The sequence below is a fragment of the Pseudomonas sp. CFBP 13710 genome, assembly GCF_014842235.1.
GTDB lineage: Bacteria > Pseudomonadota > Gammaproteobacteria > Pseudomonadales > Pseudomonadaceae > Aquipseudomonas > Aquipseudomonas baltica.
In genome coordinates, this window is record NZ_JACYVJ010000017.1 from 28,079 (window position 1) to 50,065 (window position 21,987).

Here is a 21,987-nt window from a genome sequence, read left to right on the forward strand (position 1 = left end):
TTCCGTGACCGGTGTGAATATCTATGGGCGTTTTGTGGCAAACCGAACCTGACAAGACTGCAACCCCGGCTGGCAGTCCTGACCCGTCTCCATTGCCAGATAGCCCACGTCAACGTCACTTGTGGCGGCGTCTGTTCTGGCTGTTGGTACTGATCACTGCTGCGGCGCTGGCGTATGCGATGTATGCGGAGATGCGCACATCGCGACTGCAGGCGCGCGAGTTCAGCCGCTGGGCAACATCGCTGACCTATGACGTGCAGCCTGGGCCGAGCGAGGCCATTGTCTATCCCGGCGAAGGTCCGTTCGACAAACGCCTGGGCTACAGCGCCCTGGGCGATTTCATTCCGCGCCTGCTCAAGCGCAATTACGTGGTCGAACGACAGACCCATTTCTCGCCGGCGTTGATGCGCTACGCCGGTCATGACCTGTTCGTGCCCTATCAGGAAAAACCCCAGGCCGGGCTGGTGATCACCGATTGCCGGGGCGACCCGTTGTACCTGTATCGCTACCCGCAACAGCTCTACACCGAGTTCGCCCAGATTCCGCCAGTCATGGTCAACAGCCTGCTGTTCGTCGAGAACCGCGGCCTGCTCGACAGCCCCGAACCCCTGCTCAACCCGGCCGTGGATTGGCCGCGCTTTGCCAAGGCCGCGTGGTCGCAGGTGGCCAAGATGTTCGCCCTCCCCGGCCAGTCGGCCGGTGGCAGCACCCTGGCCACGCAACTGGAGAAGTATCGGCACTCGCCCGACGGCCTGACCGGTTCGGGGCCTGAGAAGATTCGCCAGATGATCTCGGCCAGCGTGCGTGCCTATCAGGACGGTCCGCAGACCCTGGAGGCACGCCAGCGCGTCGTGCGCGACTACCTCAACAGCGTGCCGCTGTCGGCCGTGCCTGGCCATGGTGAAGTGCACGGCATGGCCGAAGGCTTGCGGGTCTGGTATGGCGCCGATTTCGAGCAGGTCAACCGCGCCCTCGCCAGCACCACCACCGACCCCGCCAGCGAAGCCGCGCGTGGGCTCGCCCTGCGCCAGGTACTGTCGCTGATGATCGCCCAGCGCCGTCCTTCGTACTTCCTCAACAAGGGCCATGACGACCTCGCCGAGCTGACCGACAGCCATATTCGCCTGCTGGCCGCCAACGGTATCGTTGACCCTACCCTGGCCACCGCAGCCCTGGCCAGCCAGGTCATGTACCGCGATTGGGTGCAGGAGCCTACCTGGCAACCCAACGAGTCGAACAAGGGCATCAGCGTGGCGCGCAACCGCCTCTCGTCCATGCTCGACCGACCGTTGTACGACCTGGACCGGCTGGACCTCTCGGCCACCACCACCCTGCATGCCGATCTGCAGAAACAGGCCAGTGATTATCTGCGCAACCTTGCCGACCCGGCCTTCGCCCAGCAGATCGGCCTGATCGGCGAGCGCCTGCTGACCTCGGCCAGCACCCGAGAGGTCAGCTACAGCTTCACCCTGTTCGAACGGACGGCCGACGGCTCGCGGGTACGAGTGCAGACCGACAACACCGACCAACCCTTCGACATCAACGAAGGCAGCAAGCTGGAGCTGGGCTCGACGGCCAAGATGCGCGTGCTCACCACCTACCTCGAGATCATTCACGAACTGCATGAGCGCTATGCCGGGCAGACGCCCGCGCAACTGCGCCAGGTGAAGATCGAAGAAGCCGATCGGCTGTCGCGCTGGGTGCTCGACTACATGATCCAGAACCCCGGCGTCGATGCGCGGGCATTGCTCGGCGCCGCCCTGGAGCGCAAGTACTCGGCAAGCCCTGCCGAGAGTTTCTTCACCGGCGGCGGGATCCACACTTTCGGCAACTTTCGCCGCGAGGACAACGGCCGCATTCCCACGCTCAAGGAAGCGCTGCAGGAGTCCATCAACCTGCCCTTCATCCGCCTGATGCGCGACCTGGTGCGCTACAGCACCTACTCCGCGCCAAGCAACAGCGGGCAGTTGCTCAGGGACGACGACGATCCGCGTCGCCAGGAATACCTGGCACGCTTCGCCGATCGCGAAGGCACGGAGTTCCTCCAGCGCTTCTGGAAGAAGTACCAGCGCAAGACCACCGAGCAGCGCCTGGAAACCTTCCTCGACGGCATGCGCCCTACCCCGCAGCGGCTGGCGGCCGTGCATCGCTACCTGTACCCCAATGCGCCCCAGGCGCAATTCGATCGCTTCGTGCGCGAGCACAGCAAAAGCGACAACGTCACCGACAAGCGCCTGAACGAGATGTACACCGGCTATGGCCCGGGCCGCTACAACCTGCCGGATCAGGGCTACATCGCGCGCGTCCACCCGCTGGACCTGTGGCTGCTGGGCTACCTGCTCAATCATCCGGACGCCAAGTTCGGCGAGGCGGGCGCGGCCAGCCGGTTCGAACGGCAGGAGGTTTACAGCTGGTTGTTCAACAGTCGCCACAAGCGCGCCCGCGACAATCGTATTCGCACCATGCTCGAGATCGAAGCGTTTACCGATATCCATCAGCGCTGGCAGCGCGTGGGTTATCCGTTCGATCACCTGGTGCCGTCGCTGGCGACCGCCATCGGCAGCTCAGGTGACCGCCCTGCGGCCTTGGCCGAGCTGATCGGCATCATTCAGAACGATGGCATCAAGCTGCCTACCGTGCGCATCGACACCCTGCATTTTGCTGCCGACACCCCCTACGACACGCGGGTGATCAGCGATCCGGACCGCGGCAAGCGAGTCCTGCCCGCCGAGGTCGCGGCGGCCATGCGTGAGGCGCTGTCGCAGGTGGTGGACGCCGGCACCGCGCGGCGGGTATCGGGCAGTTTCAAGACCGATGACGGCACGGCGCTGGTGATGGGCGGCAAGACCGGCACCGGTGACAACCGCATTTCCAGCTTCGGTGCCGGTGGCCGGGTGATCAGCTCGAAGGCCATCAACCGTACCGCCACGTTCGTGTTCTTCATCGGTGAGCACCACTTCGGCACCCTGACCGCATTCGTGCCGGGCAAGGCGGCGGAGGGCTTTCGCTTCACTTCGGCGCTTCCGGTGCAGGTGCTCAAGGGCATGGCTCCGATTCTTACACCCTATCTGCAGCCGGGTGCGCATACCCAGTGCAATGCGCCCTTGCCGGCGGCACGTTGAACGGGACTGCGAATTCATCGACTCGCGTGTGGCCGCGTAATAAGCTATATCGATAGCCCCCTATCGGCCCAGGAGCCCCTCGCAATGAAGGCAGACAATCCGTTCGGTATTCAGCGCGTTATGCACGAGATCAAACGTCGCCGCCTGCAGGTGTTGCGTGTAGCGCAGCTCACGCCGCGCATGCGTCGAATCACCCTGGGCGGCCCCGAGCTGGCCGGTTTCGTCAGCGAAGGCTGCGATGACCACATCAAGCTGATGTTCGCCACCACCCCGGAGCAGCAAGCGGCGCTCGACACCATGGTGCTGGGGGCACCGACGCCGGACGAAGCCAAGCCCGACATGCGCGACTACACCCCACGGCGCATCGACCTTGCAGCCGGCGAGCTGGACATCGACTTCGTCCTGCACGGCGACGGTCCCGCCGCAACCTGGGCGGCCCAGGCCGAGCCGGGTCAATTCCTGCACATCGGCGGCCCACGCAGCTCGATGCATGTACCGGATGTGTTCGACGCCTACCTGCTGATCGGCGACGAAACGGCGATCCCTGCCATGGCGCGCCGTCTGGAAGAACTGTCGGCCAACCGTCGCGCGTTGCTGGTGGTCGAGGTGGAGAACGCCGACGAGCAGCAGTCGTTCGACAGCGCGGCGGCCTTCGAAGTGATCTGGGTCGACCGGCACCAGGGCGACCTGCTGCAGACGGTCAGCGACCTGCGCCTGCCCGAAGGCGTGGTCTATGGCTGGATCGCGACCGAGGCGGGGCTCTCGCGCAAGTTGCGGCGCGTGTTGCTCGACCAGCATGGGCTGAGCGAAGAGCAGATCAAGGCCGCCGGCTACTGGCGGCTCGAAGGTGACGACGGCGAGTGACGCTGGCGCCTGGTCGGTGCACGGGGTCGCCTAGCGCGTGCCCCGACGCCCCCACCAGCGGTCCACAGCCAACACCAGCACGGAGCAGCCAAGGAAGGCCATCAATACGCCCAGTGCATTCAACCAGACCTGCCCCATGCCCAGCTTCGAAACGTCCAGGAACGGATAAGGGTAGACGCCGATGCTCTGTCCACGCAGCAACAGGTAGGCGAAATACACCAGTGGATAGATCGCCCACGCCGGTACGTGCCACAAGCGCAACGTACCTTTGGGCACGCAGAGTGCCCAATACAGCACGAAAGCGACCGGCAGCACATCGTGCAGCAACTCGTTGGCCAGCCATTGCCAACCCTGGGGCTGCCACAGGTTGCGCAGCAACAGGCTGTAGGCCACGCCGACCACAACGATACTGACCATGACCCCACTGCTCACCGCGGGCCGCAGGCAGATACGCCGCCACTTCGAGTTGCACGTCGACACGTGAGCGGTCAACACGCCAGCCACTGCCGTATTGGTAAGAATGGTGAAGAAGCTGAAGAAATGCACCAGCCCACCCAGCAGGCTCGCTTCGATCTGCCAGCGCGACCACAGCACCAGATACAGCTGCAGGGCCAGAGCAAACCAGGTGGCGGCCGCCGCCAGCGCAACCAACCGGCGTTCGCCAGGGATCAACGCTTGCCGCGCTGCAGTTGCACATAGAGCCGTTCGACTTTTTCCCGCGCCCAGGGCGTCTTGCGCAGGAAGGTCAGGCTCGACTTGATGCTCGGGTCGCTCTTGAAGCAGCGGATGTCGATCCGCTGCGCCAGCCCTTCCCATTGGTAATGCGCCACGAGCGCAATAAGGATCTGCTCCAGCGTCACGCCGTGCAGGGGGTTGTGTGTAGGCTCATGCATGCCAGGCTCCAGAAACGGCGGGGCAGAAGGTGCGCACCTTAACCAACGGGCACGGCGGCGCAAAGCTTTTATTGGGCGCCCACCATCGGCCGCAATGCCCATTGGGGCAGGCGCCGGACCGCGCCGTGCGTGCCCGCCACCTGCGGCAAGCCGCCGCACTGTTGCAGTTTCAGCAACTGACCCTCTTTCAAACCCGGCTTTAAAAGCATGGCCTCGAGCTATATCCTTCCGCCGCAACAAACTGAAACGTTTCACTTTTGAAAAATAACGAAGCGCTTCTCGAACAGCTTCGGACCCACCAGAAGAACTCTCTGCCAATGCCTCTTACTGCCCCCTCACGCCCCATGGCGTTTTTGCCGTTCACTGCCCTGCTCGCGTTGAGTGCCCTGGGCACCAGCCAGAGCGCTGTTGCCCTGCCCGCTTTCGATTCGCAGTCTCCGTTCATGTTCGGCGACTGGAACGGCACCCGCGGCGATCTTTCCGCCAAGGGTTACGATTTCAAGCTCGACTACACCGGCGAAGTCGGCAGCAACCTGCACGGCGGTTACAACCACGACCATGCCACGCGCTACAGCGACCAGTTTGCATTGGGTGTGCACATGGACCTGGAGAAGATCCTCGGTTGGCACGACGCCGAGTTCCAGCTCACCCTGACCGACCGTAACGGCGACAACATCAGCAACGACCGGATCAACGATCCGCGTGTCGGCGGTTTTACATCGGCGCAGGAAGTCTGGGGTCGCGGCAACATCACGCGGATCACCCAGCTGTGGTACCAGCAGAAGTTCTTTGACCAGCGCCTGGACATCAAGGCCGGTCGCTTCGGTGAAGGCGAAGAATTCAACAGCTTCCCGTGCGACTTCCAGAACCTGGCGTTCTGTGGCTCACAGGTGGGCAACTGGGTCGGCAGCGTCTGGTACAACTGGCCAGTGAGCCAGTGGGCGTTGCGCATCAAGTACAACATCACACCGCAGCTGTACGCCCAGGTCGGCATTTTCGAGCAGAACCCCTCGAACCTGGAGAACGACAACGGCTTCAAGCTCAGCGGAAGTGGTACCGAGGGCGCCATGCTGCCGGTCGAGCTGATCTGGAAGCCGACGTTCGGCGAGCTGCCGGGCGAGTACCGTGCCGGCTACTACTACAGCACCGCAGACGCCGACGACGTCTACAAGGACCGCAGCGGTCAGCCTGCTGCCATCACCGGCCAGGATTACCGCAGTGCTTCCAGCCGCCACGGTTTCTGGCTGGGTGCCCAGCAACAGCTGACCCGTGTCGCCAGCGACAACTCGCGGGGCTTGAGCGTGTTCGCCAACGCCACCCTGCATGACAAGAAAACCAACGCCATCGACAACTACGTCCAGGCCGGCGTCGTCTACAAGGGTCTGTTCGATGCGCGTGCGCGCGATGACATCGGTTTCGCCGTGGCCAGGGTCCACGTCAACCCGGCGTATCGCAAGAACGCCGAGTGGCACAACCGTACCCTCGCGCTCAGCGATTACAACGATGCCGCGTACCTGCCGATCCAGGACACCGAGTACAGCGCCGAGCTCTACTACGGGGTTCACATGGCCAACTGGTTGGTGCTGCGACCGAACCTGCAGTACATCCGCCACCCGGGCGGCGTCAGCCACATCGACGACGCATTGATTGGCGGCTTGAAGATTCAAGCATCGTTCTGAAACTAAACGGCGCTGAAATACCCTTACACACACGAGCTCAGAAAAACTTGAACTCTGCTGAACCATTTGAACATGACGGAGAAAACTCACTATGAGCACTGACGGTGCTTTGCGTCGGTCGCGCCTGCTGCCCAAACTTCTGGGTATCGTGATGCTGCTGATGGGTCTGGCCTTGCTGGCCGGCGGTATCAAACTGGCCACCCTGGGTGGCTCGCTGTACTACTTGATCGCCGGTATCGGCGTAGGCTTCACCGGCGTGCTGCTGCTGCAGGGTCGTCGCTCGGCCATCGGCCTGTATGCAGCGGTATTGTTCGCCAGCACCGTCTGGTCGTTGTACGAAGTGGGTCTGGACTGGTGGCAACTGGTGCCGCGCCTGGCCCTCTGGTTTGCCCTGGGCGTGGTCCTGCTGCTGCCTTGGTTCCGCAAGCCACTGCTGCGCCAGCCTGCGCCCAAGGCCACGGCTGCGCTGAGCATCGCCGTGGTTCTGGCGGGCCTCTGCGCACTGGCCAGCCAGTTCACCAACCCCGGTGAAATCAAGGGCGAACTGGATCGCGAAACCGCCAATATGCCCAACACCGCACCGGCGATGCCCGATGGTGACTGGAATTCGTACGGTCGCAGTGCCCATGGCGATCGCTACTCGCCACTGGCGCAGATCACCCCGGAAAACGTCAGCAAGCTGACCCCGGCCTGGACCTACCGCACCGGCGACATCCCTGGCCCGAACGATCCGGGCGAGACCACTGCGGAGAACACCCCGCTCAAGGTCAACGGCATGCTTTACGTGTGCACGCCACACAGCCAGGTCATCGCTCTGGACCCGGACACCGGCAAGGAAATCTGGCGTTTCGACCCGAAGATCAGCACGCAGAACGCGCCGAACTTCAAGGGCTGGGCCCACATGACCTGCCGTGGCGTGTCGTATCACGACGACGCTGCCTACGCCGCCGCCAGCCCGGCCACCGACGCCACCGCACCTGCGGCTGCGCCGACTGCCTGCCCGAAGCGCATCTTCGTGCCGACTGCCGATACCCGTCTGATCGCTCTGAATGCCGACACTGGCAAGATGTGCGAAGACTTCGGCGACAAGGGCCAGATCGACCTGCGCGCCAACATCGGCGAGTTCGCTGCGGGTGGTTACTACTCCACTTCGCCACCGGCCGTGACCAAGAACCTGGTCGTGATCGGCGGCCACGTGACCGACAACGTTTCGGTGGACGAGCCTTCGGGCGTGATCCGCGCCTATGACGTGCACGACGGTCACCTGGTATGGAACTGGGACAGCGGCAACCCCGACGACACTACGCCGATCGCTGCGGGCCAGACCTATACCCGCAACTCGCCGAACATGTGGTCCATGTTCAGCGTCGATGAAAAGAACGGCATGCTGTACCTGCCCATGGGCAACCAGATGCCCGACCAGTGGGGCGGCAACCGCACTCCCGAGTCGGAGAAGTACAGCGCTGGCCTGACCGCGCTGGACATCGACACCGGCCATGTGAAGTGGACCTACCAGTTCACCCATCACGACCTGTGGGACATGGACGTGGGCGGCCAGCCTACCCTGATGGACCTCAAGACCGCCGATGGCGTGAAGCCGGCCGTGCTGGCCTCGACCAAGCAGGGCAGCATCTACGTGCTGAACCGCTTGACCGGCGAGCCGATCGTGCCGATCCACGAAGTGCCGGTGCCCCAGGGCGCGGTGGAAGGCGACCACACCTCGCCAACTCAACCAAAATCCGACCTCAACTTCATGCCACCGGTCATGCAAGAGCGCGACATGTGGGGTGTGACCCCATTCGACCAGATGCTGTGCCGGATCGACTTCAAGTCGCTGCGCTATGAAGGTCCGTTCACGCCACCTTCGCTGCAGGGCACCTTGGTGTACCCAGGCAACTTCGGCGTGTTCGACTGGGGTGGCCTGTCGGTCGACCCGGTGCGTCAGGTGGCGTTCGTCAACCCAAGCTACATGGCTTTCCGCTCCAAGCTTGTGCCTGCGGCAGAAGTGGCCGGCGGCCCTGGTCGCAAGAGCGAAACCGAGGGTGTGCAGCCCAACAAGGGCGCGCCGTACGGGGTAATCCTGGAGGCGCTGCTGTCGCCGATGGGCCTGCCTTGCCAGGCGCCTGCCTGGGGCTACGTGGCTGCGGTCGACTTGACCACTCACCAGACCATCTGGAAACACAAGAACGGTACCGTGCGCGACAGCTCGCCTGTGCCAATCCCGTTGAGCATGGGCGTGCCGAGCCTGGGTGGCGCTTTCACCACGGCCAGCGGCGTGTCGTTCCTCAGCGGTACGCTTGACCAGTACCTGCGTGCCTACGATATCCGCAACGGCAAGCAGCTGTGGGAAGGTCGCCTGCCTGCAGGCGCACAGACCACGCCGATGACCTACACCGGCAAGGATGGCCGTCAGTATGTACTGGTGGTCGCTGGCGGGCACGGCTCGCTGGGTACCAAGCAGGGTGACTACGTGATGGCGTTTGCACTGCCTGAAAAGAAGTGATGTCGATGTGATGAAAAACGGCTCCCACGGGAGCCGTTTTTTTGAGTGTGTCAGTGACGACCATTCACCCCGCTACTTCTCAATCACCTCCCCCCGCTGCGCCGCCAGCCTGACCAACAACCGATTCTGCACCGGCACCGGAACACCCTGGGCTTCCATGGCCTTGATCAGATCCTCCACCAGCGCGTTGAACTCGCTGCGGCTGATCTGCTGGCCCTTGTGCGCTTCCACCATGTCATCCCCGGTGTACTCGCACGGCCCGCCCGCCTCGACACAGAACTTGTCGATCAACTGCACACGCAGCAACTCGATGTTGACGTTGCGAAAGTGCGCCACGATCCGCTCATCACGAGCCACGTTCAGCAACATCCCCTCCACGATCCGGCTGATCCCCGGTTTGCCACCCAGCGCCTGGTACAGGCTGTCGTCCTTGGCCGGCTGCTGGTGACCCGTGCAGGCACCCAACAGCAGAACCATGCCCAGCACACACATGCGCATGTCAAAAACTCCCTTGCACGGACAGGTAGGTGCCGTTCTGGTTGTCCAGCGTGGCGATCTCGCCCAGTTTCGCGTAGGCCAGCACGATCGCCAGATGCTTGTTGGGGAAATACCCCAGGAACACATCCGCCCAGTCGCTTTCGCCGGCGAACGACAGGTTGTCCGGCTTCTCTCGGTACTCCACGCCCAACGCCCAGCGCGGGTTGAACAGCACGGCCAGCGAACCCTCCTTGAGCAGGCTGCGGCTGTCGCGGCAATCACCGCCGAAGCCCAACAGGCCCAGTTCGTTGGCGCGGCTGTAGCGCACTCCGCCATTGACCAGCAGGTTGTAGCCAAACGCTGCGCCCATGAACAGGCGACTGGCCGTCAGGTAACCCTCGACATCTTCGTCACGCTTGGCGCCGACCAGGCTGGGAATGAGGAAATCCTTCTGCCGCTTGTAAGCCAGGCCCAGCGCCACCTGCGGCAGTTGGTCGTAGATCAGGTCACCGAACAGGCGCACCTTCACCCCGAAAACGTCCTGGCTGAGGCTGTCTTCGGGCAGTCCCAGCTTGTGCACCAGCGACCCCAGGTCGAAGCGTTGTCGGGCGTAGGAGAATTCGATGCGATTGTCGTAGCTGGCGGCCATGCCTGCCACGTCGAGCCGGTAGTCCGGCAGGTCCACGCGGGTGGCAAATGCCGTGGCGCCCCACTCGCCCTGCTCGCCATAGCCGGAAAGCACGGCCCAGGGCGTGATCCCCCCACCGGCGGCGCCGTCGATACTGCTGGCACCGCCGGTGGCCAACAAACGGCCCTCGTTGGCGTGGAGCGACGGTTGCCAGCACAAGGCCAGCGAGCACAACAACATGGCTTTTCGCATCATGACATCAGTGAACCACAGCAATTGAAATGGGCGAGGACTGCTGCATCCAGGCTTCGAAGGCGACAGCGGTCAGCGGCCGGCTGATCAGATAGCCCTGGGCGGTGTCGCAGTTCCAGCGTTCGAGCAAGCGCAGGCTGTGTTCGTATTCGACGCCCTCGGCCACCACTTTGAGGCCCAGGTTGTGGCTCATTTCGATGGTGGAACGTACGATCACCGCATCCTCGCTGGTTTCGTCGAGGTTGCGCACGAACGACTGGTCGATCTTGAGCTCCTGCACCGGCAGGCGCTTGAGGTGGGCCAGCGACGAATAACCGGTGCCGAAGTCGTCGACAGACAAGCTGATACCGCAGTCGCGCAGGCTGTTGAGCACCTTCAGCGCCTTCTCGGGCTCGCGCATGATCGCGCTTTCGGTGATCTCGAAAATCAACTGCTCGGCCGGCACCTGATGCAGGCCGAGCAGGCGCACGACCCGCTCAGGCAGGTCGGACCCCAGCAGGTCATCCGCCGAGATGTTCAGCGACAACTGCACGACCAGGCCGCGCGTGCTCCATTCGCTCAACTGTCGAATGCCTTCCTCGATCACCCACCGGGTCAGCGTCTGGATACTGCCGGTGCGCTCGGCCAGCTCGATGAATTCACCGGGCGAGACATTGCCCAACTGTGGATGCTGCCAACGCAGCAAGGCTTCGGCCTGGCGTACCTGCTTGTCGCGCAGGTCCAGCTTGGGCTGGTAGTGCAGGGACAACTCGTTGTTCGCGGCGGCCCGACGCAGGTCGCGGATCAGCCGCACCTGACGCTGGTGCGCAAGGTCGCGACCGTGCTGATACACCTGCAGGCGACCCGGCATGTCGGCGGCGTCTTTCATCGCGATTGCCGAACGCGCCAGCAACTCCTCGGCGCTCAGGCCATCGGAGGGAAAGGCCGCGATGCCGATCCGGCAGTCGATGGCAACGTCGTGGCCACCAAAACGGTGGGGTTGCAGCAGCACCTGTTGCAGTTTGTCGGCCACCGCCACGGCGCTGTCGCTGTCGAGGTTTTCCAGCAGCAGGAGGAATTCGTCGGTGATCAGGTGCGCGACCGTGTCGCCGGGTCGCACCAGCTCCAGTAGCGTCTGCGCAACTTGCTGGAGCAGTTTGTCGACGAAGGTCGGTCCACCGCTTTCACTGAGTTCGCGCAGGTTATCGATACCGATGTACAGCAGTGCGATCGGTCGGTCGGCGGCAATGGCGCTGCCCAGGCGCTCCATCGCCAGCGTGCGGTTGGGCAAGCCAGTCAGCGCGTCGTGCAAGGCATTGTGAGCCAGCTGCAGCTCGCGCTCGGCGATCCCGGCCTGCATGCGACTGATGGCCTTGGCCAGCACGCCCAGTTCGTCGGTGCGGTCCAGCGGCACGTCGGTCTGGTAGTCGCCATGGCCGATGCGCCCAGCGGCCCGCGCCAGGCTCTGCACCGGCAGCGAGACACTGCGCGCCAGCAGCAAGGCACCCACCAGGGAGGCCAGCAATGCGGCGAAGGCAATGCCGAAGATATTGCGATCCAGGGCGACGAACGCGCGCATCGCTTCATCCAGCGGGCTCTGCAGCAGTGCCATGACCTTTCCGCCCTCCGGGCCACTGCTGCTGGCCAGCAGCAAGGGCTGGCTGAGGTAGGTACGATCATTGTGTTCGGAAAGGGAAATGTGCTGCGCCGCCGATTCATTGACCTGCATCCATTGACTGATGCTGGCGGACAATTCGGTCGGCTGGGTGCTCACCAGCGTGCCGACCTTGCCGGCCTCGGTAGTCAGGAAGGACACCTGCAAGTTGGTCAGCGAGTGCAATTCCTGGGCAAGGGTCACATCCATGCTGAAACCCATCACCACCCGCGCGATCGGCAGCGGTGCCAGCACTGGCGCTTCCACCAGCAAGTGCGGCAGCCCCTGCAGCGGCACGAACAGCATCGACTGGCTGGTTCGGCGGGCTTCGCGCAGCGCCGTGTCATAGGGAAACACGCTGCCGGTGGGGACCTGGTCCACGGTACTGGCCAGGACACGACCGTCCATGCCCAACACGAACATGTCGGTGGCGCCGATGCGCGCGCCCTGATTCTGCAGCGCCGAACGGATGGTCGGCGAGTCGCCGCTGGACACCGCATCGCGGAAACCGAAGTCGGCAGCCAGCAACTGCACGCCGTCGCGCAGGCGCCGACCGCGCACATCCAGCAGACGCTCGAACACTCGCGTGCCCACTTGCAGCTGCTCGCGAGCCTGGGCGCGCACGGCATCGTTGGTGGCCACTTTCACGGCCACAGTCAACGCCCCCACTACCACCGACAGCAGCAGAATGAGTACGCAGGCGATGCGCGCCTGGAAACTATTGCGCAGCTTCACCGGCAGCCTTTTTGAATGCATCGCTGAACGCGCCGGTCGCCGGCTCCTGGGCCGCATCGTCCGCCGTTGCCTCGACCTTCAGGGTGTAGTTCTGCGTCATGGCCGTAGCCGTCATGTCGATCTCGCCTCCTGGCTGTACTTGCGCATCCACGCTGCGCGGATGCCACAGGCTCACGTGGTAGCGGCCTGCGGGTAATTGATCGAAACGCACGCGCCCCTGCTCGTCGCTGACGGCGAACCAGGGATCATCGGTGACATAGATATAGCCAAGCATCCAGTCGTGAATATTGCAACCCAGGACTACCACACCAGGCTTGTCGAACAGCTCCGGCTTGCTCGGCGTGCCCTCATAGAGCCGCAGCTCGAAGCGCTTGGCGGGCGAAAAGGAATACACCTGATGGCGGATATTGTCGCTGTTGGGAAATGAAACCGAGGTACCGGTGGCCACGGCCAGCACGTGCGGCAGGTACTTCTGCGCGCGCTGGTCCATGATCGCCGTGGCCTGCCTGGATCCGGCGGCCGCCGGCCCTCCGGAGAGGCTGAACACTGCGTCGGCCAGAGGCTTGCCGTCGGCCTGGGTGATACGTGCCTCGAAGGAGGCCGCGCTGACCCACGTACTGAGGACGAGACTGCCGAGCAAGGCGCCAAACCTGATCATGAAAATTTACCTGACGGATGAAAGTGTCGCCTGCCGCGGCCCACTTGGGCCACAAGCCCGGTTACAACCTTATCGGCAGCCGGCCGCAAAGCTTCAGTGCAACCATTGAAACCAGTCGCACCCTGCCCCATCTAAGCAGCATAGTCATTGACGCAGGTGCCCCATGAGCGACCAGCAGGAATCCAACGAGAATCCGTCCGAAGATCTGGACAACGAGCACATCGAGCACTCGACCCACTCCAGCACCGAGCTGGCCCTGCCTGGGCAGAACCTGCCGGACAAGGTCTACGTCATCCCGATCCACAACCGCCCGTTCTTCCCCGCGCAGGTGCTGCCGGTCATCGTCAACGAAGAGCCCTGGGCGGAAACCCTGGACCTGGTCTCCAACACCGAGCACCACTCGCTGGCGCTGTTCTTCATGGACACCCCGCCCGACGATCATCGCCATTTCGACACTTCCAGCCTGCCGCTGTACGGCACGCTGGTGAAGATCCACCACGCCAGCCGCGAAAACGGCAAGCTGCAATTCGTCGCGCAGGGGCTGTCGCGCGTGCGTATCCGCACCTGGCTCAAGCACCATCGCCCGCCGTATCTGGTAGAAGTCGAATACCCGCAGCAGCCCATCGAGCCCACCGACGAGGTGAAGGCCTACGGCATGGCGCTGATCAACGCCATCAAGGAGCTGCTGCCGCTCAATCCGCTGTACAGCGAAGAGCTGAAGAATTACCTCAACCGTTTCAGCCCCAACGACCCGTCCCCACTGACCGACTTCGCCGCCGCACTCACGTCGGCCACGGGCAACGAGCTGCAGGGCGTGCTCGACTGCGTGCCGATGCTGCGGCGCATGGAAAAAGTCCTGCCGATGCTGCGCAAGGAAGTCGAAGTCGCACGGCTGCAGAAAGAAATTTCCGCCGAAGTGAACAAGAAAATTGGCGAGCACCAGCGCGAGTTCTTCCTCAAGGAACAACTCAAGGTCATCCAGCAGGAGCTGGGCCTGACCAAGGACGATCGCAGCGCCGACGTCGAGCAGTTCCAGCAGCGTCTGCAGGACAAGACCTTGCCGCCCGCCGCGCAGAAGCGCATCGACGAGGAAATGCAGAAGCTGTCGATCCTGGAAACCGGCTCGCCGGAATACGCTGTCACGCGCAACTATCTGGACTGGGCCACGGCCCTGCCGTGGGGTGTGTACGGCAAGGACAAGCTCGATCTGAAGCATGCGCGCAAGGTGCTCGACCAGCACCACGCCGGCCTCGACGACATCAAGACACGCATCATCGAATTTCTCGCGGTGGGCGCCTACAAAGGCGAGATCAGTGGCTCCATCGTGCTGCTGGTGGGCCCGCCGGGCGTGGGCAAGACCAGCGTCGGCAAGTCCATCGCCGAATCCCTGGGTCGTCCGTTCTATCGCTTCAGCGTCGGCGGCATGCGTGACGAAGCCGAGATCAAGGGCCATCGCCGCACCTACATTGGTGCCCAGCCGGGCAAGCTGGTGCAGGCGCTCAAGGACGTCGAGGTGATGAACCCGGTGATCATGCTCGACGAGATCGACAAGATGGGCCAGAGCTTCCAGGGCGACCCGGCGTCGGCGCTGCTGGAAACCCTGGACCCGGAACAGAACGTCGACTTCCTCGACCACTACCTGGATCTGCGCCTGGACCTGTCCAAGGTGCTGTTCGTATGTACTGCCAACACCCTGGATTCCATCCCCGGCCCGCTGCTCGACCGTATGGAAGTGATCCGCCTGTCCGGGTACATCACCGAAGAGAAAATGGCCATCGCCAAGCGCCATCTGTGGCCCAAGCAACTGGCCAAGGCCGGTGTCGACAAGAATCGCCTGACCATCAGCGACAGTGCGCTGCGCACGGTGATCGAAGGCTATGCCCGCGAGGCCGGCGTGCGCCAGTTGGAAAAACAGCTGGGCAAACTGGTACGCAAGGCCGTGGTGCAGTTGATCGACAAGCCTGATGTACCGATCAAACTTGTGCCCAAGGACCTCGAAGCTTCCCTGGGGATGCCGGTGTTCCGCAGCGAGCAGGTGCTGTCGGGCAAGGGCGTGATCACCGGCCTGGCCTGGACCAGCATGGGCGGCGCCACCTTGCCGATCGAGGCGACACGTATCCATACGCTGAACCGTGGCTTCAAGCTGACCGGGCAATTGGGCGAGGTGATGAAGGAGTCGGCAGAAATTGCCTACAGCTACGTCAGCTCCAATCTTGCGCAGTTCGGCGCCGATTCCAAGTTCTTCGACGAGGCCTTCGTGCACTTGCACGTACCCGAAGGCGCCACGCCCAAGGACGGCCCGAGCGCCGGGGTGACCATGGCCAGCGCGTTGCTGTCCCTGGCCCGCGACCAGGCGCCGAAGAAGGGCGTGGCCATGACCGGCGAGCTGACCTTGACCGGGCACGTGCTGCCGATCGGTGGCGTGCGCGAAAAAGTCATTGCCGCACGGCGGCAGAAGATCATGGAGTTGATCCTGCCCGAGCCAAACCGTGGCAATTTCGAAGAGCTGCCGGATTACCTCAAGCAGGGCATCACCGTGCACTTCGCCAAACGTTTCGCCGACGTCGCCAAGATCCTCTTCTGACCCATCCACCCCCTGTAGCGGCGGCGCAAGCCGCGTCAGGGGGGCATTGCGTTCGGTCAGACACACCTCATGTACCGCCGACGCGGCTCGCGCCGCTGCTACAACGGCCCTATCCGCCACACCCCTTGCGCCCTGACGCGGCTCGCGCCGCTGCTACAACGGCCTCATCCGCCACACCGTTGCGCCCTGACGCGGCTGGCGCCGCTGCTACGACGGCCCCATCCGCCACACCGTTGCGCGCCGACGCGGCTCGCGCCGCTGCTACAACGGCCTTATCCGCCACACTTCTTGCGCGCTGACGCGGCTCGCGCCGCTGCTACAACGGCCTCATCCGCCGCACTCCTTGCGCTCTGACGCGGCTCGGGCGGTGGCTACAACGCCCCGAAACAACACAATCCCCTGTAGCAGCGGCGCGAGCCGCGTCCGGCCCCACCACCGCCCCACCAGACTCACCACAATCTTCCCAAACGTGGCTCAGGCGCCTCACTCCTGCACATCCGACGAACTGGGTTATGCTTTCCAGATCCTCGTCCGTTCGGAGCCACCATGTCCGTCGTCCGCCTGATCCTTCCCGCCAGCCTTGCCGCGCTTACAGCCTGCGCCCAGCAACCGCTTCACAGCGTCGTGCTGGAAAGTCAGAGCCAATGCCCGGTTTTCCTCAGCGTCGACCAGACCGTCACCCTGCAATTGCCGACCAACCCCAGCACCGGCTACCGCTGGCTGGTTCAGAATCCGGGCGCTAGCGTTTTGCGCAGCCTCGGGCCAGAGGTCTACAGCCATCCCGAAGAGGCCGGTGTGGTCGGAGCCGCCGGGCAATCCACCTGGCGCTTCCAGGCGCGCACCCCAGGCCAGGGACACCTGATGCTGGTGCTGCAGCAACCCTGGGCCCCGGAAATCCCCCCAGCCCAAACCTTCAGCTGCGACATCACCGTAAAATAATCCGTAGGAGCGGTCATCGGCCGCGAAACGGGCACCGCGGTACAACTGACACACCGCGGGACCCTTCGCGGCCACAGACCGCTCCTACAGGAATCGTCATCCCCCCGTAGGAGCGGTCATCGGCCGCGAAACAGGCACCGCGGTTCAACTGACACACCGCGGGGCCCTTCGCGGCCACAGACCGCTCCTACAGGAATCGTCATCACCCGTAGGAGCGGTCATCGGCCGCGAAACAGGAACCGCGGTTCAACTGACACACCGCGGGGCCCTTCGCGGCCACAGCCCCCTCCTACAGCAATCGTCACCCCCCCGTAGGAGCGGTCATCGGCCGCGAAACGGGCACCGCGGTTCCACTACCGCACCGCACATCCCACAAAAAATGCACCCCCGCCCTACATCCGCTAAAATGCCGCCCCGATTTCCCGCAACCCGCCTGGATCGCCCCGTGAGCAAAGAGCCCGACCGCCTATTCGCCCAGCCCCTGAGCCAGGTCCCCGACTTCGCCTTCAACGAAGACGTGGTGCGCGTGTTCCCGGACATGATCAAACGCTCGGTCCCCGGCTACCCTACTATCGTCGAAAACATCGGCGTGCTCGCGGCGCAATTCGCCCAGCCCAACACCACACTCTACGACCTGGGCAGCTCCCTGGGCGCCGTCACCCAAGCCTTGCGCCGCCACGTGCGCGCCGAAGGCTGCCAGGTGATCGCCATCGACAACTCCCAGGCGATGGTCGAGCGCTGCCGCGAATACCTCAACGCGCAGAATTCCATGTTTCAGGAACTGCTCCCGGTCGACGTCATCGAAGGCGACATCCTGGCCCTGGACTTCAAACCCGCGTCGGTCATCGCGCTCAACTTCACCCTGCAGTTCATCCCCCCGGCCCAGCGCCTGGAACTGCTCACCCGCATCCATCAGGCCCTGGTCCCCAGTGGCGCACTGATCCTCTCGGAAAAATTGCGCTTCGAAGACGACCAACAACACGACCTGCTCACCGACCTGCACATCGCCTTCAAACGCGCCAACGGCTACAGCGACCTGGAAATAGCGCAGAAACGCAGCGCCATTGAAAACGTCATGAAGCCCGACAGCCTCGAAGAAAACCGCGACCGCCTGCTCGCCGCCGGCTTCAGCAAGGTCGTGCCGTGGTTCCAATGCCTCAACTTCGCCTCGATGATCGCCCTGCCATGATTGACCTGTCCCCGCTCGTCCGCCGCCTGGCCAATACCCCGCTGGCCAACTGGGCCAACGGCCTGCAAGCCCAGCTCGACACCAAGATGGCAAAAGGCCACGGCGACCTCCAGCGCTGGCAGAGCGCACTCGACGCCCTGCCCCCGGTAACCGCCTGCAACATAGACTTGGTCAACGGCCTGCGCCTGGACTGCGAAGACAACCCCGCTACCTACGACCAGATGCGCGCCGCTCTAATGGGCCTGTCCCCGTGGCGCAAAGGCCCCTTCGACCTGTTCGGCGTCCACGTCGACACCGAATGGCGCTCGGACTGGAAATGGGACCGCGTCGCCCCCCACCTCGACCTGCGCGGCAAACGCGTGCTCGACGTCGGCTGCGGCAACGGTTACTACCAGTGGCGCATGCTCGGCGCCGGTGCCGACAGCGTCATCGGCGTCGACCCCAACTGGCTGTTCTTCTGCCAGTTCCAGGCCGTGCAACGCTACCTGCCAGACCTCCCCGCCTGGCACCTGCCCTTCGCCTTGGAAGACCTGCCCGCCGGGCTGGAAGGCTTCGATACCGTGTTCTCCATGGGCGTGTTCTACCACCGCCGCTCCCCCATCGAACACTTGTTGGCGCTCAAGGATTGCCTGGTCAAAGGCGGCGAACTGGTCCTGGAAACACTGGTAGTGCCCGGCGACGAGCACCAAGTGCTGGTCCCCGAAGACCGCTACGCGCAGATGCGCAACGTCTGGTTCCTGCCTTCCGTCCCAGCCCTGGAAAAGTGGGTGCGCCGCGCGGGCTTCACCGACGTAAAATGCGTGGACGTGAGCATCACCACCGTGGCCGAGCAACGCGGCACCGAATGGATGAAATTCCAGTCACTGAGCGACTTCCTCGACCCCGACGACCACAGCAAAACCGTCGAAGGCCTGCCGGCGCCGATGCGCGCGGTGATCACTGCCCGGAAATAGCCCGTAAGCCTGGAAGGGGTAAATGGACGGTGAAATAAACGCCGTCGCACTTGCCTTCTTGCCGCTCATCGACTCCTTCACAGAACCATAAAAAAACTTGAAATGGTTGCATTTGCTGCAAGCCAAGCAGGGCAAGGTTTTGCGCCCAGCACAGCGAAAACCTGGCTGATTTCTAACCAGCTCATTGGGTTTTCAACCCGAACTCAAGCCTATATCCTGTGTCCACTTCTTACCAAAACCACCACATAGGCGATTTTTGGTGCAAACCAGGGCTTTCAGGTCCTGACCGGGCGACTGGCATCAAGGTTGTAAGAAATACCTGTCGCGGCGGTTTTTTTGTGTCCTGGCGTGAACACGAGCAGGCAAAAAACCCTATAATCGCCGCCCACTTCAAGGACCTGAGACATGACCCATCGCGACATCGAAGCCGGCACGAGCACCTCGACCGAAGCTTGCCCGCGAAGTCAGCGTCTCAGCGCGCTCCAACCGGATCGTTGATAGCCCACGCCAGGGCACCACGCTGAAAAAGCCTGGACCTGGCGACGCAACACGCACACCAAGCCAGCTTGCGCCACGCAACCTCGGCAATCAGATTTCTAAATTCATCAGCCGCCCACAGCGGCCTCGAGCAGGAGCCTCCCCCATGCTGAGCTGGGACGAATTCGACAAAGAAGACGCAGCCGAACCCGCCAAAGGCGCCAACGCCGGCCACGCCAGCGAAGCTGCGATGGACAAGCTCGACAGCGCCGGCGGCGCCGCCGCCCAAGAAGCCCGCGCCGCCAGCGCCAGCGATTCAGCTGCCGTAGCCCGCGCCAAGGCCGCCCTGAACAAACTCGACATCGCCGAAGGCCTGGCCGAGCTCGAAGGCTCCGCCGCCCGCGTCGCCGTCGACGAGAAGCGCATGATCAACTGCCGCGCCGACCTCAACCAACTCGTACCCTTCAAGTACGACTGGGCCTGGCAGAAGTACCTGGACGGTTGCGCAAACCACTGGATGCCGCAAGAAGTCAACATGAACGCCGACATCGCACTCTGGAAAAACCCGGAAGGCCTGACCGACGACGAACGCCGCATCGTCATGCGCAACCTGGGCTTCTTCAGCACCGCCGACTCCCTGGTCGCCAACAACCTGGCCCTGGCCGTGTACCGCCTGATCACCAACCCGGAGTGCCGCCAGTACATCCTGCGCCAGGCCTTCGAAGAAGCGATCCACACCCACGCCTACCAGTACTGCATCGAATCGCTGGGCATGGACGAAGGCGAAATCTTCAACATGTACCACGAGATCCCATCGGTCGCTAAAAAAGCCGCCTGGGGCCTCAAGTACACTCGCGCCATCTCCGACCCGGAATTCAACACCGGCACCGTCGAAACCGACAAAGAACTGCTGCGCAACCTGATCGGCTACTACTGCGTACTCGAAGGCATCTTCTTCTACTGCGGCTTCACCCAGATCCTCTCCATGGGCCGCCGCAACAAGATGACCGGCGTCGCCGAGCAGTTCCAATACATCCTGCGCGACGAATCCATGCACCTGAACTTCGGCATCGACGTGATCAACCAGATCAAGATCGAAAACCCGCACCTGTGGGACGCCGAACTTAAGGAAGAAGCGTCGCAGATGATTCTGCAGGGCACCCAGCTGGAGATCGAATACGCCCGCGACACCATGCCCCGCGGCGTGCTGGGTATGAACGCGGCGATGATGGAGGACTATCTGAAGTTCATCGCTAACCGTCGCCTGTCGCAGATTGGGTTGAAAGAGGAATACCCAGGGACCACGAACCCGTTCCCTTGGATGAGCGAGATCATGGACTTGAAGAAAGAGAAGAACTTCTTCGAGACGCGGGTTATTGAGTATCAGACGGGTGGGGCTTTGAGCTGGGATTGATGGTGGATCCTGCTTAGCACTACTAGGAAGAGGCCGCCTTTGGGCGGCCTTTTTTTGTGCCGGGAATTCAGGGGGTTTTGACCCATCGGCCGCGCAAGATGCTCTTCAGTTCATCAAGGGAAAAGGAACATATTGAGAGTTACGTGGCATCAGGGAGGCCCATGCTGTCAGCGTCGAGTGACTACTACTTTCCTCGATGTGATCCATGACCTAGTCTCGATGCCTCAGACCGATCGAGGCGCGGCAGTTCCGGGACTCGACACTTCCCTGCCTATAAGGCCAACACGCACGTTCTTTCATGCTGCGCGATTGCCGAATGATTGTCAGATCCACTCCCTTTGGAGCCGCTTTCGCTGGGAAAGGATCAGAGCCAGTTCGAAAGGCAACGACGTTGTCAGCACCTCTCGGAATGAAGTTCTGCTCGTTGAATACGGTTTGCCGAGCTGTATTGGCTGGCAAAGGTATTTCGGATGATGCTCGAGGCAGAGAGAACTCGGGGACTTGCCTGGAAGGCATTTCATTTGCTCGGCCCGTTTCCTCGACGCTAACGACTGCGCCGATTGACTGTTTGTGTGTTGAGTCGAGGCTGAGGGGTCGGCTGATCAGCAGGAACGCACTTGTTGTGGCTATGCCTCCAATCGCCAGACAGGCGACTGTGTAGAGAACGCTATGTTTTCGACGTCTTCGAATGACTCGTTCCGGCGCGTCGCTAATGTCAGCTTTCATCCACTGTCCTGCTCGTCCTTGGGTAGGTAAGGGCCTTAAGCCCTTAGCTCAGCTCCGCAAAATCCAGCCTAGCGGATGCGACGGTCACTCAGGCCGATTGAATCATATCAGCGAGATGCGGAGCGACTGCTTTTGCCGATTGCAGCCTGTCGCGAAGGTCCGCAACAGACCCATAGCTGACGTTGGTGACAGGCAGGAATCGGCCAAAAGCAGACAACAAACTACACTTTATCGAAGATCTCGCTACAGGTAAGATTTGAC

The 21,987-nt window shown here is 62.8% G+C and carries 15 protein-coding genes; 9 read left to right on the top strand and 6 right to left on the bottom strand.

The genetic code is table 11. The features are described 5' to 3' along the window. The first annotated feature begins 23 nt into the window (after positions 1-23). Together IFT44_RS20800 and IFT44_RS20805 are read left to right on the top strand one after the other, a co-directional pair. Complete coding sequence (locus tag IFT44_RS20800) at positions 24-3,122, top strand: transglycosylase domain-containing protein (RefSeq protein WP_192176495.1); 3,099 nt, start codon at positions 24-26, stop codon at positions 3,120-3,122. Positions 3,123-3,206: 84 nt separating this feature from the next. Beyond that, positions 3,207-3,986, top strand: a complete 780-nt coding sequence (locus tag IFT44_RS20805) for a siderophore-interacting protein (RefSeq protein ID WP_192176496.1) — start codon at positions 3,207-3,209, stop codon at positions 3,984-3,986. Between the two features lie 30 nt (positions 3,987-4,016). On the opposite strand, the gene IFT44_RS20810 is transcribed toward IFT44_RS20805, so the two are convergent. Beyond that, the gene (locus IFT44_RS20810) at positions 4,017-4,655 is read right to left on the bottom strand and encodes a Pr6Pr family membrane protein (RefSeq protein WP_446730969.1); all 639 of its coding nucleotides are present in this window, start codon (positions 4,653-4,655) and stop codon (positions 4,017-4,019) included. Next, positions 4,655-4,879 carry a VF530 family protein gene (locus tag IFT44_RS20815; RefSeq protein ID WP_122476696.1) on the bottom strand — a complete coding sequence of 75 codons (225 nt, stop codon included), beginning with the start codon at positions 4,877-4,879 and terminating at the stop codon, positions 4,655-4,657. The genes IFT44_RS20810 and IFT44_RS20815 overlap by 1 nt, the downstream gene beginning before the upstream one ends. Positions 4,880-5,196: 317 nt before the next feature. Between IFT44_RS20815 and IFT44_RS20820 the strand changes: the two genes are divergently transcribed. Together IFT44_RS20820 and IFT44_RS20825 are read left to right on the top strand one after the other, a co-directional pair. After that, positions 5,197-6,558 (top strand): carbohydrate porin, encoded by a 1,362-nt coding sequence (locus tag IFT44_RS20820; RefSeq protein ID WP_192176498.1) that lies wholly within the window; start codon positions 5,197-5,199, stop codon positions 6,556-6,558. Between the two features lie 91 nt (positions 6,559-6,649). Beyond that, positions 6,650-9,061 carry a glucose/quinate/shikimate family membrane-bound PQQ-dependent dehydrogenase gene (locus IFT44_RS20825; RefSeq protein ID WP_192102522.1) on the top strand — a complete coding sequence of 804 codons (2,412 nt, stop codon included), beginning with the start codon at positions 6,650-6,652 and terminating at the stop codon, positions 9,059-9,061. 72 nt (positions 9,062-9,133) lie between these two features. Here the strand turns inward: IFT44_RS20825 and IFT44_RS20830 are convergent, their stop codons facing one another. The 4 genes from IFT44_RS20830 to IFT44_RS20845 are packed head-to-tail and all read right to left on the bottom strand — an operon-like array spanning position 9,134 to position 13,444. Continuing rightward, positions 9,134-9,559 carry a group I truncated hemoglobin gene (locus IFT44_RS20830; protein ID WP_192176499.1) on the bottom strand — a complete coding sequence of 142 codons (426 nt, stop codon included), beginning with the start codon at positions 9,557-9,559 and terminating at the stop codon, positions 9,134-9,136. A 1-nt stretch (position 9,560) separates the two neighbouring features. Further along, a complete protein-coding gene (locus IFT44_RS20835; protein ID WP_244652209.1) occupies positions 9,561-10,406 on the bottom strand; it encodes a DUF3034 family protein in 846 nt (281 codons plus the stop codon). A gap of 19 nt (positions 10,407-10,425) precedes the next feature. Beyond that, a complete protein-coding gene (locus IFT44_RS20840) occupies positions 10,426-12,786 on the bottom strand; it encodes an EAL domain-containing protein (protein ID WP_192052727.1) in 2,361 nt (786 codons plus the stop codon). Then, positions 12,770-13,444 (bottom strand): methylamine utilization protein, encoded by a 675-nt coding sequence (locus IFT44_RS20845; RefSeq protein WP_192052725.1) that lies wholly within the window; start codon positions 13,442-13,444, stop codon positions 12,770-12,772. Before IFT44_RS20845 ends, IFT44_RS20840 begins: the two co-directional genes overlap by 17 nt. A gap of 163 nt (positions 13,445-13,607) precedes the next feature. Here IFT44_RS20845 and lon point away from each other — a divergent pair, with 163 nt between their 5' ends. The 5 genes from lon (at position 13,608) to IFT44_RS20870 (ending at position 21,000) form a co-directional block, all read left to right on the top strand. Next, entirely contained in the window at positions 13,608-16,028 is a 2,421-nt protein-coding gene (lon, locus tag IFT44_RS20850) for an endopeptidase La (protein WP_122476705.1), read from the top strand. Between the two features lie 546 nt (positions 16,029-16,574). After that, positions 16,575-16,967 (top strand): protease inhibitor I42 family protein, encoded by a 393-nt coding sequence (locus tag IFT44_RS20855; protein WP_192176500.1) that lies wholly within the window; start codon positions 16,575-16,577, stop codon positions 16,965-16,967. Between the two features lie 406 nt (positions 16,968-17,373). Further along, positions 17,374-18,156: a carboxy-S-adenosyl-L-methionine synthase CmoA gene (cmoA, locus tag IFT44_RS20860; RefSeq protein WP_192176501.1), complete on the top strand. Its 783-nt coding sequence runs from the start codon at positions 17,374-17,376 to the stop codon at positions 18,154-18,156. Continuing rightward, on the top strand, positions 18,153-19,109 hold the full coding sequence (gene cmoB, locus IFT44_RS20865) for a tRNA 5-methoxyuridine(34)/uridine 5-oxyacetic acid(34) synthase CmoB (RefSeq protein WP_192176502.1): 957 nt from the start codon (positions 18,153-18,155) through the stop codon (positions 19,107-19,109). The genes cmoA and cmoB overlap by 4 nt, the downstream gene beginning before the upstream one ends. A 643-nt stretch (positions 19,110-19,752) precedes the next feature. After that, positions 19,753-21,000 carry a ribonucleotide-diphosphate reductase subunit beta gene (locus IFT44_RS20870; RefSeq protein WP_122476712.1) on the top strand — a complete coding sequence of 416 codons (1,248 nt, stop codon included), beginning with the start codon at positions 19,753-19,755 and terminating at the stop codon, positions 20,998-21,000. Positions 21,001-21,987: the final 987 nt, after the last annotated feature.